Origin of the sequence: Granulicella sp. 5B5 (genome assembly GCF_014083945.1) — a bacterium.
In the GTDB taxonomy this organism is placed as follows: Bacteria; Acidobacteriota; Terriglobia; order Terriglobales; family Acidobacteriaceae; genus Granulicella.
This window is the reverse complement of sequence record NZ_CP046444.1, coordinates 1,733,557-1,748,479: the sequence shown is the minus strand read 5'-3', so window position 1 is coordinate 1,748,479 and position 14,923 is coordinate 1,733,557. Positions and strand designations below refer to the sequence as shown.

The following is a 14,923-nucleotide window of genomic DNA, read 5'->3' as shown; positions in this document are numbered from 1 at the left end:
CAACTGAAAGCAGCAAACCCGCCCCGGCCGCTCTATCCGCTATCCTCTACCCACTATCCCCTTTGTTTCCCATATCATACCCGCAACCATATAAAGAATCAGCCACTTACCTCCGGGATAACCCCGTAAGTCACTGATTCTGCTGGATGCCTCCGCTACATAGGGAGGGGGGGGAGGGGTATCCAAATCGGCCCCAAAACAAATCGAGGAGAAGCCGAAGCCTCTCCTCGACCGATACAGCGGTTTGCGCCTACCAGACCTTGCAACTCGGCGTATGCACCATCGGCTGCCCAACCTTGCAGCCGAACGCCTTCTGGAACTGCGGCATGTTCGACACCACGCCATTGATGCGCGCAAACCCCGGTGAGTGCGGGTCAGTCGCCGCATGCAGCCGCAGATCCTCGGGTCGTGCGTTCTCGCACGCCCACTGCGCCATCCCGACGAAGAACCTCTGGTCCGGCGTGAAGCCATCCGCGTTCGGCAGCTTCTGGCCTTCTGTTTGCTTCTTCCAGGCGATGTACGCCAGCAGCGTGCCGCCCAGGTCGGCGACGTCCTCGCCACTGGTCAGCTTGCTGTTGATGTGGATGTCGTCGACCACCACGTAGCCCGCGTACTGGTTACGCTGGCAGTCGATGCGTTCCTCAAAGCCTTTGGCATCCGCCGGAGTCCACCAGTCACGCAGGTTGCCCTCCGCGTCGAACTGGCGGCCTTCGTCGTCAAAGGCGTGCGTCAGCTCATGCCCGATGGTCGCCCCCGTGTTGCCGTAGTTCGGCGCCTCATCCATCTTGGGGTCATACAGCGGTGGCTGCAGCACACCGGCAGGGAAGTTGATGTCGTTCATCTGCGGGTCGAAGTAGGCGTTCACCGTCGGCGGAGTCATGCCCCACTCGTTCTTGTCCACCGGTTTGCCCAGCTTATGCCATTGGCGGTACTCCTCGAACTGCTCGGAACGCAGCACATTGCCGTAGTAGTCATCCGGCTTGATGGTCAGCGAGCTGTAGTCGCGCCACGTCTCGGGGTAGCCGATCTTGTTGCGGATGGCGTGCAGCTTGCGCAGCGCCTCCTGCTTGGTGGCTGGGCTCATCCAGGTCAGGCCCTCGATCTCCTGCTGCATCGCCTGCTCAATCTGCGTGGTCATCAGCTGCGTCTTGGCCTTCATCTGCGGCGAGAAGGTGCGTGCGACGAACTCCTGCCCCAGCGCCTCTCCGAGGAAGCGGTCCACCTGCCGCGTGCAGGTCTTCCAGCGCGGCGGCTCTACCGGGATGCCACGCAGCGTGGTCGAGTAGAACCCAAAGTTGGCGTCGGCATAGGGCTTGGAGAGGTACGGCGCCGCGGCGGTGATCTCGTGGAAGATCAGGTAGGCCTTCAGCGCGGGCAGCGGCTCAGTCGTCAGCTCCGTGTTCATCGCCTTCAGAAACGCCGGTTGCGACACATTCAGGGACCCGACATTGCGTGCGCCCTGCAGCGTGAAGTAGTTCTTCCAGTCGATCGCCGGGGCCAGCGCCTGTAGCTGCTCCAGCGTCATCTTGTGGTAGATGTTGTGCGGATCGCGGCGCTGCACGCGGGTCAACTGCGCCTCGGCCAGATTGGTCTCAATGCGCATCGTCGCCTGGGCATCGGCTGCCGCCTGGTCCGGGTTTTCCCCCAGCAGGCCCAGCACCTGCTTCATGTACTCGACGTACTGCTCGCGCAGCTTCACGCTCTTGGCGTCGGTCTTCAGGTAGTAGTCGCGGTCGGGCAGGCCCAGGCCGCCGCCGCCGATGCCCACGATGATCGTCGCGGCATCGGCCGCATCCTGCTCCGTGCCGGTATTGAAGAAGAACGTACCGAGGCTGCTGCGATGCAGCCTCGTGATCTCCGCGGCCAGCTCCTCGCGCGAGCCAAGGTTCTGCACGCGCGCAATCGAGATGCGCACCGGATCGTCGCTCACCTTGTCGATCGCATCGGTCGCCATGCAGGCGGCGAAGTAGTCGCCGACCTTCTGCTGCACCGGCGTGCGTGTCGGGCTGGGCTTGGCGTCCTGCTCCAGGATGCCCCACAGAAACTGCTGGTTCTCATTCGCCAGCTTGGCGTAGACGTCCCAGGTCGCCTGGTCCGGCGGGATCGGGTTGTTCTTCTGCCAGCCGCCGCAGCTGTACTTGTAGAAGTCCACGCAGGGATCGACCGTCTTGTCCATGTTGGTCAGGTCGAGCGAAGGCGAGTAGGGCATTGCGGTCAGCGGCTGCGCGGCGGCAGGCTGCTGCGCGAACGCGGGCCGACTGGCCGCGGGCATGGCCGTCAGGGCCACTCCAAAGACGAGTGCTGCAATCCGTATCTGGTTCAAAGGGAAAGGTCTCCTGCCCGCCATCCTACACACGGCAGCCGCCCGGCAGATAGGTAACTTTCCGCTACATCCAGAAAATCAGGACAGGGCGTCTGATCCAGACACAACAAAGCCCGCTCGAAGGCGGGCCTTGCAATACCTGAAATCTGGTGCCGAAGAAAGGACTCGAACCTTCACACCCTTGCGAGTACATGGACCTGAACCATGCGCGTCTGCCAATTCCGCCACTTCGGCTCACTTCAGCGCACCGCGGTCGTAACCAGCCGGGACACCTGCTTCGTGAGAACTTAGTGTAACAGACCATGGATGCCGCCACCAACCTGAATAGCCCAACCCGGATTGCCTGCCCAGGGCGCGCGTTTGGTGTCCGTCGCGATACACTCCACGAATCTGGCCGCGTACGTCTCTCGTCCCAGTATCCTGAGGCCCTAAGCAGAACACTATGACGGAACCCAACCCCCCTACGTCGCAGCTCATCCCCGAACAGACCGCGCTGGAGATCCGGCGTATCGCGCACGAGCTCTCGAACTCCCTCGAGGTGATCGTGCAGACCAGCTACCTGCTGGGCATGGCCGACCTGAAAGGCCCTGCCGCGGAATGGCTGCGCATGCTCGACACCGGCGTCACCAAGGCACTTGAGCAGAACGCGGCGCTGCGGGAGTTCATCAAGAAGAACTCCGCGTTGTAGAGGCGCACTACTCGCTCGCCGCAATCGCCGCGACGATCTTGTCCATCGCGCTGCGATCGGCGGAGACACCGGGCATGTGGTTGTCCACGAACACCGAGAAGATGACCTGCCTGCCGCTGGCGCAGTCCAGGTAGCCGGAAAGCCCCCGGGACTCGCCCAGTGTGCCCGTCTTGGCGAAGATATGGCCCTTCAGCGGCGGCTCCTTGAAGCGGCTGGCGAGTGTGCCATCCACGCCCCCAATGGGCAGCGACTCCTTCCACAGCGAGAACCAGCTCTGCCGCGCGGCATAGGCCAGCAGCATTGCCGTGGCGCGCGGCGTCACCAGGTCATGGTCGCTCAACCCTGAACCGTCGTAGAAGATGAAGTCGTTGCCATCGAGCCCGGCGTTGAGCAGGAACTGGCGGACCACACGCGCACCCTGCGCACCGGAGGCCTCGCGGCCATAAACGCGGCCCAGCCGGTGCAGCAACTGCTCCGCGTGCAGGTTCTGCGACTCCTTCAGCGTGTACAGCACATCCTGCGCCAGCGGCGGCGAGACGCGTCGCGCAAGCACCATGCCGCAGCCGTCGTTGCACACCTCGGAGACAGTGTGCAGCGGCATGCCAGGCCCAGGCAGGTCAGGCACCGGCTCGTGCGCTTGGCGGCTGAAGCTGTCCAGCACCGTCGAGGCACGCTCCGCGGCGCGCGCCACACCTTCCACCTCGACGCCGTGGGCCAGCAACCGCGACCGCAGCGCCTGTGCCGCGAAGAGCGGCGGATCACTGACAGCGAGTTGCTCTACGTCCTTGCCACCCATCGCGATCTCGCCGGTGATCAACACAGTGCGCGAGCCGACTGCGCGGTCGATGTGGATGCGCGTCTGCGTCTTGGCAGCGCTGGTCGTAGCCTGCACATCGAGGGTATAGAAGCCAACATCCGGTGATTGCGTGACCGTCACCGCATCGCCCACGTGCATGCCGGGATGGACGGTAAGGGCAATCGTGCTGTCATTCACGCTGAGCGACGAGACCGGCGCGCCATAGTCCCACAGCATGTCGTCGATGGCCCAGGAGTCAGGATAGGGCTCCCACGTCCACTGCGTATCGTCGGCAACCACATTGCCGGAGACACGCCGCACGCCATGCGCCGCGACCTGGCTGGCGAGGTCGTCGATGGCCTTCAGCGGGTCAGCGGGCGGCCCAGACTCGCCGGCGACGGGCACATACGGAAAGGCCACGCCGGAGAGGTTGGCGTCTCCATCGCTGCGCAACCAGATGTCGCCCGGCACGGTGCCGTCGGTGGTCAGAGTGTCGCCGATGACCTCGGTCGGCACGGTGGTCTCTGGGCCGAGCAGCTGCATGGCCGCGGCCGTGGTGAAGAGTTTGGCGTTGGAAGCAGGCCGGAAAAATTGGGCCTCATCACGTCCGTAGAGCGGAACGCCTTCGAGCGTGGTCACGGCGATCCCCCAGTGCGCGCGGGCGACCGCGGGGTCCGCGAGGATGGCCGCGATCCGTTCGCCGAGCGACGTTTCTGTACCCGTTGGGTAGGCAGGAGCCGCATTATTGCTGGCCGGCGCTGGCGTTTGCGCGGCGACCGGTGATACTTTCATCCCGGCAAGAAGCAGGCCCATGGCCAGGACGGGAAGGGCTGTGGAGAACTTTGTCCGCATGGGCGCAAGTCTACAATGACGGCGATGGAAGTCCACGCCGCAACCGCAACGACAGTCCTGCCGCACTCCGAGGAACGCACTGGGATGCATCGACTGAGACCCCGCCCCCGCTACGAATGGCAGCTGCGTTCGCGCAGGCTGACGCTGGGTGAACGTACGCTCGTCATGGCGATCCTGAACGTCACGCCGGACAGCTTTTCCGGCGACGGCCTGCTGACGCCCGGGCTTGAGGCCGCGGGGGCAAGAGTCGCCGTGGCAGCCGCCGTGGCAGCGCATGACGCCGGGGCGGACATCCTCGACCTCGGTGCGGAGTCCACGCGCCCCAACGCCACGCCGCTCACCGCGGATGAGGAGCAGGCGCGGCTGCTGCCCGTGCTGGAAGGCCTGCGTCAGGCCCGCCCGGATGCAATCGTCTCCGTCGACACCTACCATGCAGCGACAGCGACGGCGGTAGCGAAGCAGGGTGCCGAGATCGTCAACGATGTCTCCGGACTCACGTGGGACGGCGCGATGGGCGTGGCAGTCGCGCAGTCGGACTGCGGGCTCATCCTGATGCACACCCGCGGCCGCCCGCGGGAGTGGCTGGCGCAGGGCCCAATGAGCCGTGACGAGGTGATTCCGGCAATCTTCGGTGGCCTGTGTGAGGGTGTGGCGCTGGGCGAGGCCGCCGGCATTGCCACCGAGCGCATCGTCGTCGATCCGGGGTTCGGCTTCGGCAAGCGCGGCGTGGAAAACTTCGCCCTGCTCGCCCAACTGGGCCGGCTGAACCAGCTGGGACGGCCGCTGCTGATCGGCCTCTCCCGCAAGAGCTTCCTCGGCGAGGCGGTGCGGTCGGTTCAGCCTGAGGGCCTTAGCACTGCCGATGCACGGCGCAGCGCGACCATCGCCGCGCATACGGCGGCAGTGCTCTTCGGAGCACACATCCTGCGCGTGCATGAGGTCCAGGCGGCGCGCGAGGCCGCAGCGGTCGCCGACCTGCTGCTCAAAACAGCGGAGTAGATGCCCCTCGCTGCCAACGTCTCCGTCGGCAGCGAGGCGTAGTGGTTATTGCGCTTCGCCGCTGCCATTGCCTTCGCCTGTGGCGGCAGGCGCAGGGGTTGATGCGGTGCGGATGGTCGGATACTTAATGCCCAGCTGGTCGAGATACGTCGGATACTTCGACGCGTCGTAGTAGTACTTCTTCAGCTCCGGCCGGTACTTGTCCATGATTGCCTTATTGAGGAAGATCGATGGCTTGTCCGTCGCCCGCAGAAACGGGATGTAGTGGGCGTCCTTGGTGGTCTGGTTCTCGACGAAGTAGGCCTTCGCGTCGGCGAGGAGCTTCGGCTCTGTCATCAGGTCAAAGAGCGTCAGCGCCTGCACCTTGGCTCCAGCGACAGCGCCTTTGTGTGCGATGGGCGTAGCCATGGCGATTCCGTTCGCCCAGCTATGGCCGGGCAGGTTCGGGATGTTCGACGGATAGCGCAGCACGATGGTCGGCACGTTCCAGCTGATATCGCCAATGTCATCCGAGCCGCCACCGTAGTAATCGGCAGCCTCCTTGGGCGTCTTTAGCTCGTCCAGCTTATCGGCGAGACCTTTCTCCGGCACCTTCAGCTCGTGTTGCAGCGCCTTGGCGAGTGTCTCATCGTCATTCGACCACTTCGGCAGGCCAACGAGCTTGGCGTTGGCAGTGGTTTCCTCGGCAATCGGCTTATTGAAGAAGCCGGGCCACGCAGTGCCGATCAACGTCGAGTCCCACGTGGTGTCGGTCATCTGGGAGGCCCCGTTGGCCATGTGGTCGCCCGTCTCCCACAGCCCTTTGATGTGCTCATAGTCGGCTTCGCGGAAGTAGTACCAGACGGAGGCGGATGCGGGCACGACATTGGGCTGGTCGCCGCCGTCGGAGATCACATAGTGCGAGCGCTGCTGCAGCCGCAGATGCTCGCGGCGGAAGTTCCAGCCCACATCCATCAGCTCTACCGCGTCGAGCGCACTGCGCCCGCGCCACGGAGCCGCGGCGGCATGCGCGGGCTCACCGTGGAAGTGGTACTGCACGCTGACCAACCCGTTGGTGGAGTTGCCACCGTAGGAGGCCCCGAGGTTGTCGCCGACGTGCGAGAACAGCACCGCATCAATGCCCTTGAAGTAGCCATCCCGTACGTAGTACGCCTTGCTGCCGAGCAGCTCTTCAGCCACGCCATCCCAGATCTTGATCGTGCCCGGGATGTGGTCCTTGATCATGATGTCCTTCACCGCAAGCGCTGCGACTATGTTCACCGCGTTACCGGAGTTGTGCCCCTCGCCGTGCCCAGGCGCACCGGGCACAATCGGGTCATGGTAGGCGACACCCGGCTTTTGCGAGGCCTGCGGAATGCAGTCGATGTCCGACCCCAGCGCGATCACCGGCCCGCCGCTGCCGTTCGACCACGTGGCCATATAAGCCGTTGGAATCCCGGAGATCCCGCGCTCGACCTTGAAGCCGTTCTTCTCCAGCAGGTTTGAGAGGTACTTCGAGGTCTCGAACTCCTGAAAGCCGAGCTCACTGAAGCTGTACAGGGTGTCGATCATCACCTGGATAAGCTTAGCGTTGCTATCGACCTTCGCGAGGATCTCCTGCTTGAGCGCGGCGGCCTGTTCGGGTGTCGGCGAGGTGGACTGCGCCGGTGCCGGGACAGCGGGTAGCATGAGCGCGGCGAGGGCAAGGACGGCGACGAGACGCTTGAGGATAGACTGCTTCGGCTGTGTCATGCGGATTCCTTCGGGGTAATGGAGATCGTGCTGCGAGGAGACGCTGGACAACGAAGTACGAGAGGGCCGGAGAGGTACACGTGTGCCATTACGGAACTGCCGGGCAAACGCAGGAAGGGCCATGGGCAAGCAATACATTGAAAAGCGGATGAATACAGGAGGCTCTAAATGGATGCGGGGGGCGTGTCAAATCCCCCCTCGTGCTGGCGTCCGCCTGAAGGTAGACTGTCTGCGTTCTTCGGGCTCAATGCTGAGTGTTTACGAACAAGGAGGAAGTATGGAAGTTTCACTGTCTCGGCGGTGTATAGCGGAGTTCTTTGGGACGTTCTGGCTGGTCTTTGGCGGCTGCGGAGCGGCGATCCTGGCGGCGGCGTTTCCCCAACTTGGAATCGGGTTCGCGGGCGTGGCGCTGGCCTTCGGGCTGACATTGCTGACGATGGCCTATGCCATCGGCCACATCTCAGGCTGCCACCTGAACCCGGCGGTAACGATCGGCCTCGTGGCAGGGAAGCGGTTTCCGGCCAAGGAGGTCCTGCCGTACTGGGTATCGCAGGTGCTTGGCGGGATAGCGGCGGCAGGTGTGCTGTATGTCATCGCGAGCGGCAAGCCTGGGTTCGAGGTCGGCGGCTTTGCTTCCAACGGCTACGGGTTGCACTCACCCGGCGGCTATAGCTTGCTGGCCTGCGCTGTGGCGGAGTTCGTGCTGACGTTCTTCTTCCTCATGGTGATCCTCGGCACGACCGACGAGCGTGCCGCCAAGGGCTTTGCACCGCTGGCGATCGGGCTCTGCCTCACGCTGATCCACCTCATCGGCATCCCGGTAACGAACCTGTCGGTGAACCCGGCGCGGTCCACCGGCCCGGCGATTATGGCAGCGACTGCTGGCGGAAGCTGGGCACTGGCGCAACTGTGGCTCTTCTGGCTGGCTCCGCTGGTCGGCGGCGCAGTCGCCGGAGTCTTCTATGAACTCGTACTAGCTGAGAAGCTGCCTCCCCCGGTGGCAGAGGAGCCTTTGGTGTACTCCGCCCCGGACTAAAAGCCTGGCGAACTGTCCCCGGCTGCGCGCTCTCGCGTGGGGCTGTCGATCTCGTTGATGATGGGAGAGACGGTATAACAAGAAGGCGCGCGGCCGCCAAAGCCGAGGCGGCCGGGGACAGCATGCCGAAAGTGGCGATCGAAGGCAGGGGCGAAGGTGGAGCGGCAAAGCTGCTCCATGTGCTGACGCAGCCACTGTGCGCCTGGCGCGGTCCGGCCCGCTGGCTTGCGCTAACGGTTGTGGTGCTCTTGGGTGTTGGGGTTGCTCTGGCCGTAGTATTGTCCATCGCCCCGCTCAGTGCGGTCTTTCATGCACCGGATTCCTTTCACTATCTGAAGCTCGCCGCAGGGCATACGGTGATGCAGCCGTTTGCTTCCAGACAGCTCGGCGCGCGTGTGGCGGCTCTACTGGGGCGTCTACCCGGCGGCGACCTGCACGCCGGGTTTCTCGCGGAGGCAACCTTGTCGCTGGTCTTCGCGCTGGCGGCGACAGTCTGGCTCGCACTGCAGACACTCGCCCCGCGCTGGATGCTGGCCGCGCTGGTGCTCGTGGCAAGCTGGCCGCTGCTCGTGCAGTACCTCGTGCTGCCAGACCTCTGGTACGCGGCTCTGCTGGCGGCGCTTCTTGTGCTGCTTGAGCGGGAACTCTGGCTTGCTGCAGCCCTCATAATGCTCCCACTGATGCTCTCGCGCGAGAGCGCATCGCTCACGCTGGTCTGCTTCATACTGGCTGGCTGGGCGCGCTGGCCGCAGCCGCGCCGCTGGTTGTACGCGGCCGTGGCAGTCGCGTCGGCTGTGGTCGGCACGCTGATCGTCTCGCGGCTCAACGCGGGCAGCCAACCCAACGTCGAGCACCTGCCCGAGGTCATCTACGTCTTCGCCAAGGTGCCGTGGAACTTCCTCCGCAACGTGCTCGGCATCATCCCCTGGAGCGACGCCAACCCCGAGCTATGCCGCGTTCCCGTCTGGAGCACTCCACTGCACCTTGGCCCCGTGCACGCCGTCGGCATCTGCGGCTTCTCATGGCTGCAGCAACTGGCGGCGGTCGACAACACTCTGCGTCTCTTCGGAGTGTTGCCGTTGATGGCGGCGGTCCTCTGGTGGCGCCATCGCCACTGGCAAGGGCGCAGCGTGCTGCTCCGGTTCGCTCTGCTGTATGGCGGGGTCAGCTTCCTGCTGGCCCCGGTTCTCGGCGCAGGCTTCGGGCACCTGATGCAGTACGCGTGGCCACTGTTTCTCGTCGCAGTGCCTCGGCTGTTGGATGAGTTCACGCAACCCTCTCTGACCACGCAGCAGGCCGCTGCGAGCGTGGGTGTGCTGGCTGTGCATCTGGCCTTACCGTGGATTCTGCTGGTGCCGGGGCTGGGTCAGCGGATCGCGCTGGGCCTGCTCCTCTGGGCAGTGGGCTACTGGCTGCTGCAATCCTGGCTCGGTGGAACTCCACAGCAGTCCCAAAAGAGAGCGAATTCCCCTGAATTGGCGCGGGGATAGAGGGCTTTTGGCCGCCCGGAATTCACAGTGTCGGCGTGGTAAAATTATGGCCAGGGAACTTCCCTTTCAGGCGGCGTTAACTCCCGGGCTTACGGGTACTTCCACCCTGTCGAAGCGCACTCCAACCAACGCCGCCATCCGGAGCTCGATTGTCAACGCAAAGTCCTCTGTCTGATCCGCAGGATACAAAGAATCCGATTCCCGAAGCCGGTTCGTACACCGGTGAAAACATTACGATTCTCGAAGGTTTGGCGGCCGTCCGGCTGCGCCCGGCGATGTACATCGGGTCGACAGGAGAGCAGGGCCTGCACCACCTCGTCTACGAGGTCGTGGACAACTCGGTCGACGAGGCCCTCGCCGGCCACGCCACGCGCATCGACGTCACCATCCACTCCGACAACTCCATCACCGTCATCGACGACGGCCGCGGCATCCCCGTGGACAACAAGACCCTGCCCACCGGCGAGACGATGCCCGCAGTGCAGGTGGTGCTCACCATGCTGCACGCCGGCGGCAAGTTCGACGCCTCCAACTACAAGGTCTCCGGCGGTCTGCACGGCGTCGGCGTAAGCTGCGTCAACGCACTCTCGCAGGAGCTCGATGTCGAGATTTGGCGCGACGGCTTCACCTGGACGATGGACTACTCCAAGGGCGAGCCGATCAGCGAGCTGCGCAAGCTGGGCGCGACCAAGCGCCGCGGCACCCAGGTCCACTTCCTGCCCGATAAAACCATCTTCACCGTCACCGAGTACAACTTCGACACCCTCGCCAACCGCCTGCGCCAGCTCGCGTTCCTCAACAAGGGCATCGAAATCACGCTGACCGACGAGCGCGCGCTCGACGCCAAGGGCGAAGCCAAGAGTCAGAGCTACAAGTACACCGGCGGCATCGCGGAGTTCATCAAGCTGCTCAACAAAGGCAAACAGGTGCTGCACGAAAAGCCCATCTACATGGAGGCCGAGATCGGCAGCCTGGTGATGGAGATTGCACTGCAGTACAACGACGCCTACTCCGAAACCGTCTTCAGCTTCGCCAACAACATCCACACCATCGACGGCGGCACGCACCTCTCGGGCTTCCGCACCGCGCTCACGCGCACCATCAACGTCGCCGGTCAGCAGCTCGGCCTCTTCAAGGACGTCAAGGAAAACCTCTCCGGCGATGACGTGCGCGAAGGCCTCGTCGCAGTCGTCAGCGTCAAGCTGCCGCAGCCGCAGTTTGAAGGCCAGACCAAGGGCAAGCTCAACTCCGACATCGCCGGGCAGGTGCAGGCCTTCGTCAACGAGCGCCTCGGCGCGTTCCTGGAGCAGAACCCGCAGGTCGCCAAGAAGATCATCAACAAGGCCATCGACGCCGCCCGAGCCCGCGAGGCGGCCCGCAAGGCCCGCGACCTCACGCGCCGCAAGGGCGCACTCGACGGCGGTGGACTGCCAGGTAAGCTCGCCGACTGCTCCGAGCGTCGTCCCGAGATGTGCGAGCTCTACCTCGTCGAGGGTGAGTCCGCCGGCGGCACCGCCAAGCAGGGCCGCGACCGCAAGTTCCAGGCCATCCTCCCGCTCAAGGGTAAGATCCTCAACGTCGAAAAGGCCCGCTACGACAAGATGCTCGGCCACGAAGAAATCCGAGCCATGATCACCGCGCTCGGCACCGGCATCGGCAAGGACGACTTCGACTACGCCAAGCTGCGCTACGGCAAGCTCATCCTGATGACCGACGCCGACGTCGACGGCTCGCACATCCGTACGCTGCTGCTCACCTTCTTCTTCCGCCACATGAAGGAGCTGATCGACCGCGGCAACGTCTACATCGCGCAGCCGCCGCTCTACCGCATCAAGAAGGGCCGCTTCGAGCAGTACATTAAGGATGACCGCGAGTACGTTCAGGTCATGGTCAAGCGCGCCAGCGACGGCATGGTCATCCGCTACGGCGATGCCGGCGCGAAGCTCGAAGGCTCCGAGCTGACCAAATACATGGCCGCCCTGAGCGAGTATCTCAGCTTCTTCGAGAAGATCAACAAGCGCCTCCGCAATGACGAAGTGACGATAGCCTTTGCCGAGATCTTCGCCAGCGAAAAGAAGGACGCCGACCGCCGTGCCGAGGGCTTTGAGAACGACACGAAGCTGAAGGAGATGCGCACTCGCCTCAAGGCGATGGAGCGGACGTACCAGTTCAAGTCCGTCTCCGACGTGCTCTTCGACGAGGAGCACCGCACCTACTCGGTGAAGTTTGTGGACGCGCAAGGCGCCGAGCGCACGATTGACTGGTCGCTGGCATTGGGCGCTGACGCACGTCAGCTGCTGCACAAACAGGCGGCAATGGGCGAGAAGCTCACAGGGCCATTCCTCATCGAGTACGCTGCCAAGGGTGCCGCCGCAGCGCAGAAAACCACGACGGAGCAGGCCGAAGAAGACCTCGAGAACACTGAAGAGGTTGAGCTCGAAGGCGCGGCGGACGTAGGCGCGGAACCGGTCGCGAAAGCTCCGAAGAAGAACGCCAAGGTCTCGCAGGACCCGGTCGAGAAGAAGTCCGCGCGCGAGGTCTTCGAGTACGTCATTGAGCAGGGCAAAAAGGCCTACGACGTGCAGCGCTACAAGGGCCTCGGCGAGATGACCTCGTCGCAACTCTGGGACACGACTATGGACCCGGCCCGCCGCACACTCGTGCAGGTCAAGCTCGAAGACATCGCCGCCACCGAAGAGATCTTCACCACGCTGATGGGCGAAGACGTCGAAAGCCGCCGCAAGTTCATCGAAGACAACGCGCTGGATGTAAAGAACCTCGACATCTAGTCCCCCGCTGTAGCTGGAAGCAAAAGTTGAAATATCGAAAGCATAAAGTGAAATATCTGGAAGCAAATGCTGAAAGAGGACGGCCGTGCTCTTTGGGTTGTCACGGTTCATCGGCTTCTTGCCACAATCTCACTTGCCGCTACAACAAATCACCAGAGATGGAGCAACGCGAATTACCTAAGCCTTACCCCTATCGGCTATAAAGTGAGGCATTTGGGAGGCAAGTATCGCGGTTTACCACCCGCCTATAGCGGTAGGGACAACGACGCTCAGGTAGGGCAAACAATCAACTTGAACAGTGGATAGAGCGCGGCTCTGAAAAAGCCGGCGTCGGCGGTTCGATCCCGTCTCTGGCCACCATTTTATTTACTTATAAATCATAGACTTGCAGGCGGTACAGACGAACTGTACCAACTTTGTACCGCCACCAGAGTTAACCTCTTTATACGGAGGTTGATTCCGATACTTCATATCTATACCCCGTCACGACGCCGATTGCAGCCATGCAGACGCCCAGCAGGGATCGTCACGCATCAAGCGCACATCCTGCTCTTCCCATTGCCTCAAACCGCTGCAAGCAGGTCGCGTTTGCACCAACTTTTTGGCTCATCCAGATCATGCATTGAGCGATTCTCCTCGTTGGCTCTCGCGCGGCGCACCCGAGGAGGCTCTTCTATGCCGCTGATTGTCAACGGACAACCAACACGCCTGCCTGAGCTACCCATGCTCCGGAAGCCTTTGGTATTTAAAGCGCGCACCGGCATCTATAAGTTGGGTAGCTGGTGCACATCCCATCCTCCTCCGAGGGCCTTGATCAACAGGACGCTGGCATCGAGTTGCCGCCGCATGAGCTCAATATCATTTCTCTGATTGCCGAGTGCTTCCGTCTGCGAGACGACTACGTCCAGATAGAGTTCGACACCGCCCTCATAGCGAGCCTTGAAGGTGTCAAGGGACTGGAGGGATGCAGCAGTAGCACGATGCTGCTGTTCTCTTTCCGTATTCAATAACCGCAGCGCAGCCAGATTGTCTTCCACCTGCTGGAACGCCTGAAGTGTCGTCTGCCGGTAGGTTGCGACGGCTGCGTCGTAGTTGGCTCGTGCGCTGTTGGAGGCCGCATGTCGCCTGCCTCCGTCGAAGATAGTCTCTGAAACAGAAGGCCCGACGGCCCAGAAGCGACTCGGCCAGGTAAACCAGTTCAACGCGGAAGTTCCTTCCATGCCGGCAAGTCCGCTGAGAGACAGGGTCGGATAATAGGCTGCCTGCGCGATTCCAATCTGCTCGTTAGCCGAGGCCATGCGGCGCTCGTCAGCGGCGATGTCCGGACGCCGCTCCAACAAAGCGGATGGCACTACCGCTGGAATGGATGGCACCTGCGGCGCTTGAATGTCAATCGGACTCCGGGGAATCGTTAGCGCAGCTGGCGGCTTGCCGACCAGCACCGCGATAGCATGTTCGTACTGGGTGCGTTGGACCTCGGCGTCGGTGCGTTGGACGCGTGCCTGATCCAGTTGCGCCTCTGCCTGAGTTACGTCGGACGAAAGCGCCAGCCCTCCGTCGAAGCGGTCATGGGTTAGCTGCAGCGCGTCCGTGTAGGCCTTGATCGTATCGTCGAGCAACTTCTCTTGCCCGTCGTCGCTGCGCAGGCCGAAGTAGTCTGTTGCCAACTCCGCGTGAAGACTCAGCCGCACGCTTTCCATATCAGCAGCGCTTGCCTGCGCCTGTTCCCGGGCAGATGTGACACCGCGGCGAATGCGTCCCCATAGATCGATCTCATAGTTGAGATCGATCGGTGAAGAGAAATCTCCTCCGCCATTGTTGGCGAGGTTGGTCAGGAAGTAGGGCTGGTTGGCCGACTCCCGGACCGTACCCGCACTTGCACCCACACCCACTGTCGGGGCCTCGTTCGAGCGCGCGAATCCGATGGCTGCGCGTGCGGCGCGAAAGTTCGCTGCAGCGATCTTGAGGGTCTGGTTGGCATCATCCACCTGCGCTTCGAGGGCATCGAGTTGCGGGTCCTGGTACATGCGCCACCAGTTACCCTTCAGGGTCTGATCGCTGGGCTGTCCGGGTCTCCATCCAGCCCCTGCGGCCTCCTTGAAGGAGGGCGTCATGATGGCGGCGGGCCGTTTATACTTTGGCCCGACCATGCAGCCCGTCAGCAACAGCAGCGCTGCTGCTGGAATGAATGGAAGAGATCGATTCATGATGTTGCTCCA

General features: G+C 62.9%; 9 protein-coding genes and 1 tRNA gene. 5 read left to right on the top strand and 5 right to left on the bottom strand.

Annotated features, from left to right (window positions below):
- Positions 1–250 precede the first annotated feature (250 nt).
- Both GOB94_RS07345 and GOB94_RS07340 read right to left on the bottom strand, forming a co-directional pair.
- Positions 251–2,323 (bottom strand): M13 family metallopeptidase, encoded by a 2,073-nt coding sequence (locus GOB94_RS07345; protein ID WP_255484335.1) that lies wholly within the window; start codon positions 2,321–2,323, stop codon positions 251–253.
- A gap of 147 nt (positions 2,324–2,470) precedes the next feature.
- Positions 2,471–2,557 (bottom strand) — tRNA-Leu (locus GOB94_RS07340).
- A gap of 208 nt (positions 2,558–2,765) precedes the next feature.
- On the opposite strand from GOB94_RS07340, the gene GOB94_RS07335 reads away from it, so the two are divergent.
- Complete coding sequence (locus GOB94_RS07335) at positions 2,766–3,011, top strand: hypothetical protein (protein WP_182278178.1); 246 nt, start codon at positions 2,766–2,768, stop codon at positions 3,009–3,011.
- A gap of 7 nt (positions 3,012–3,018) precedes the next feature.
- On the opposite strand, the gene dacB is transcribed toward GOB94_RS07335, so the two are convergent.
- Positions 3,019–4,659, bottom strand: coding sequence for a D-alanyl-D-alanine carboxypeptidase/D-alanyl-D-alanine-endopeptidase (gene dacB, locus GOB94_RS07330; RefSeq protein ID WP_182278177.1), 1,641 nt, complete (start codon positions 4,657–4,659; stop codon positions 3,019–3,021).
- Positions 4,660–4,743: 84 nt separating this feature from the next.
- Between dacB and folP the strand changes: the two genes are divergently transcribed.
- The gene (folP, locus tag GOB94_RS07325; RefSeq protein ID WP_182278176.1) at positions 4,744–5,658 is read left to right on the top strand and encodes a dihydropteroate synthase; all 915 of its coding nucleotides are present in this window, start codon (positions 4,744–4,746) and stop codon (positions 5,656–5,658) included.
- Between the two features lie 45 nt (positions 5,659–5,703).
- Here folP and GOB94_RS07320 read toward each other — a convergent pair whose 3' ends face one another.
- Positions 5,704–7,389: an amidohydrolase gene (locus GOB94_RS07320; RefSeq protein ID WP_220465011.1), complete on the bottom strand. Its 1,686-nt coding sequence runs from the start codon at positions 7,387–7,389 to the stop codon at positions 5,704–5,706.
- A 277-nt stretch (positions 7,390–7,666) separates the two neighbouring features.
- On the opposite strand from GOB94_RS07320, the gene aqpZ reads away from it, so the two are divergent.
- From aqpZ to gyrB, 3 genes are all read left to right on the top strand, one after another.
- On the top strand, positions 7,667–8,425 hold the full coding sequence (aqpZ, locus tag GOB94_RS07315) for an aquaporin Z (RefSeq protein WP_182278175.1): 759 nt from the start codon (positions 7,667–7,669) through the stop codon (positions 8,423–8,425).
- 122 nt (positions 8,426–8,547) lie between these two features.
- Positions 8,548–9,915, top strand: a complete 1,368-nt coding sequence (locus tag GOB94_RS07310) for a hypothetical protein (protein WP_182278174.1) — start codon at positions 8,548–8,550, stop codon at positions 9,913–9,915.
- Between the two features lie 167 nt (positions 9,916–10,082).
- A complete protein-coding gene (gyrB, locus tag GOB94_RS07305; RefSeq protein ID WP_255484392.1) occupies positions 10,083–12,704 on the top strand; it encodes a DNA topoisomerase (ATP-hydrolyzing) subunit B in 2,622 nt (873 codons plus the stop codon).
- Between the two features lie 764 nt (positions 12,705–13,468).
- On the opposite strand, the gene GOB94_RS07300 is transcribed toward gyrB, so the two are convergent.
- Entirely contained in the window at positions 13,469–14,911 is a 1,443-nt protein-coding gene (locus GOB94_RS07300) for an efflux transporter outer membrane subunit (RefSeq protein ID WP_182278172.1), read from the bottom strand.
- Between the last annotated feature and the right edge of the window lie 12 nt (positions 14,912–14,923).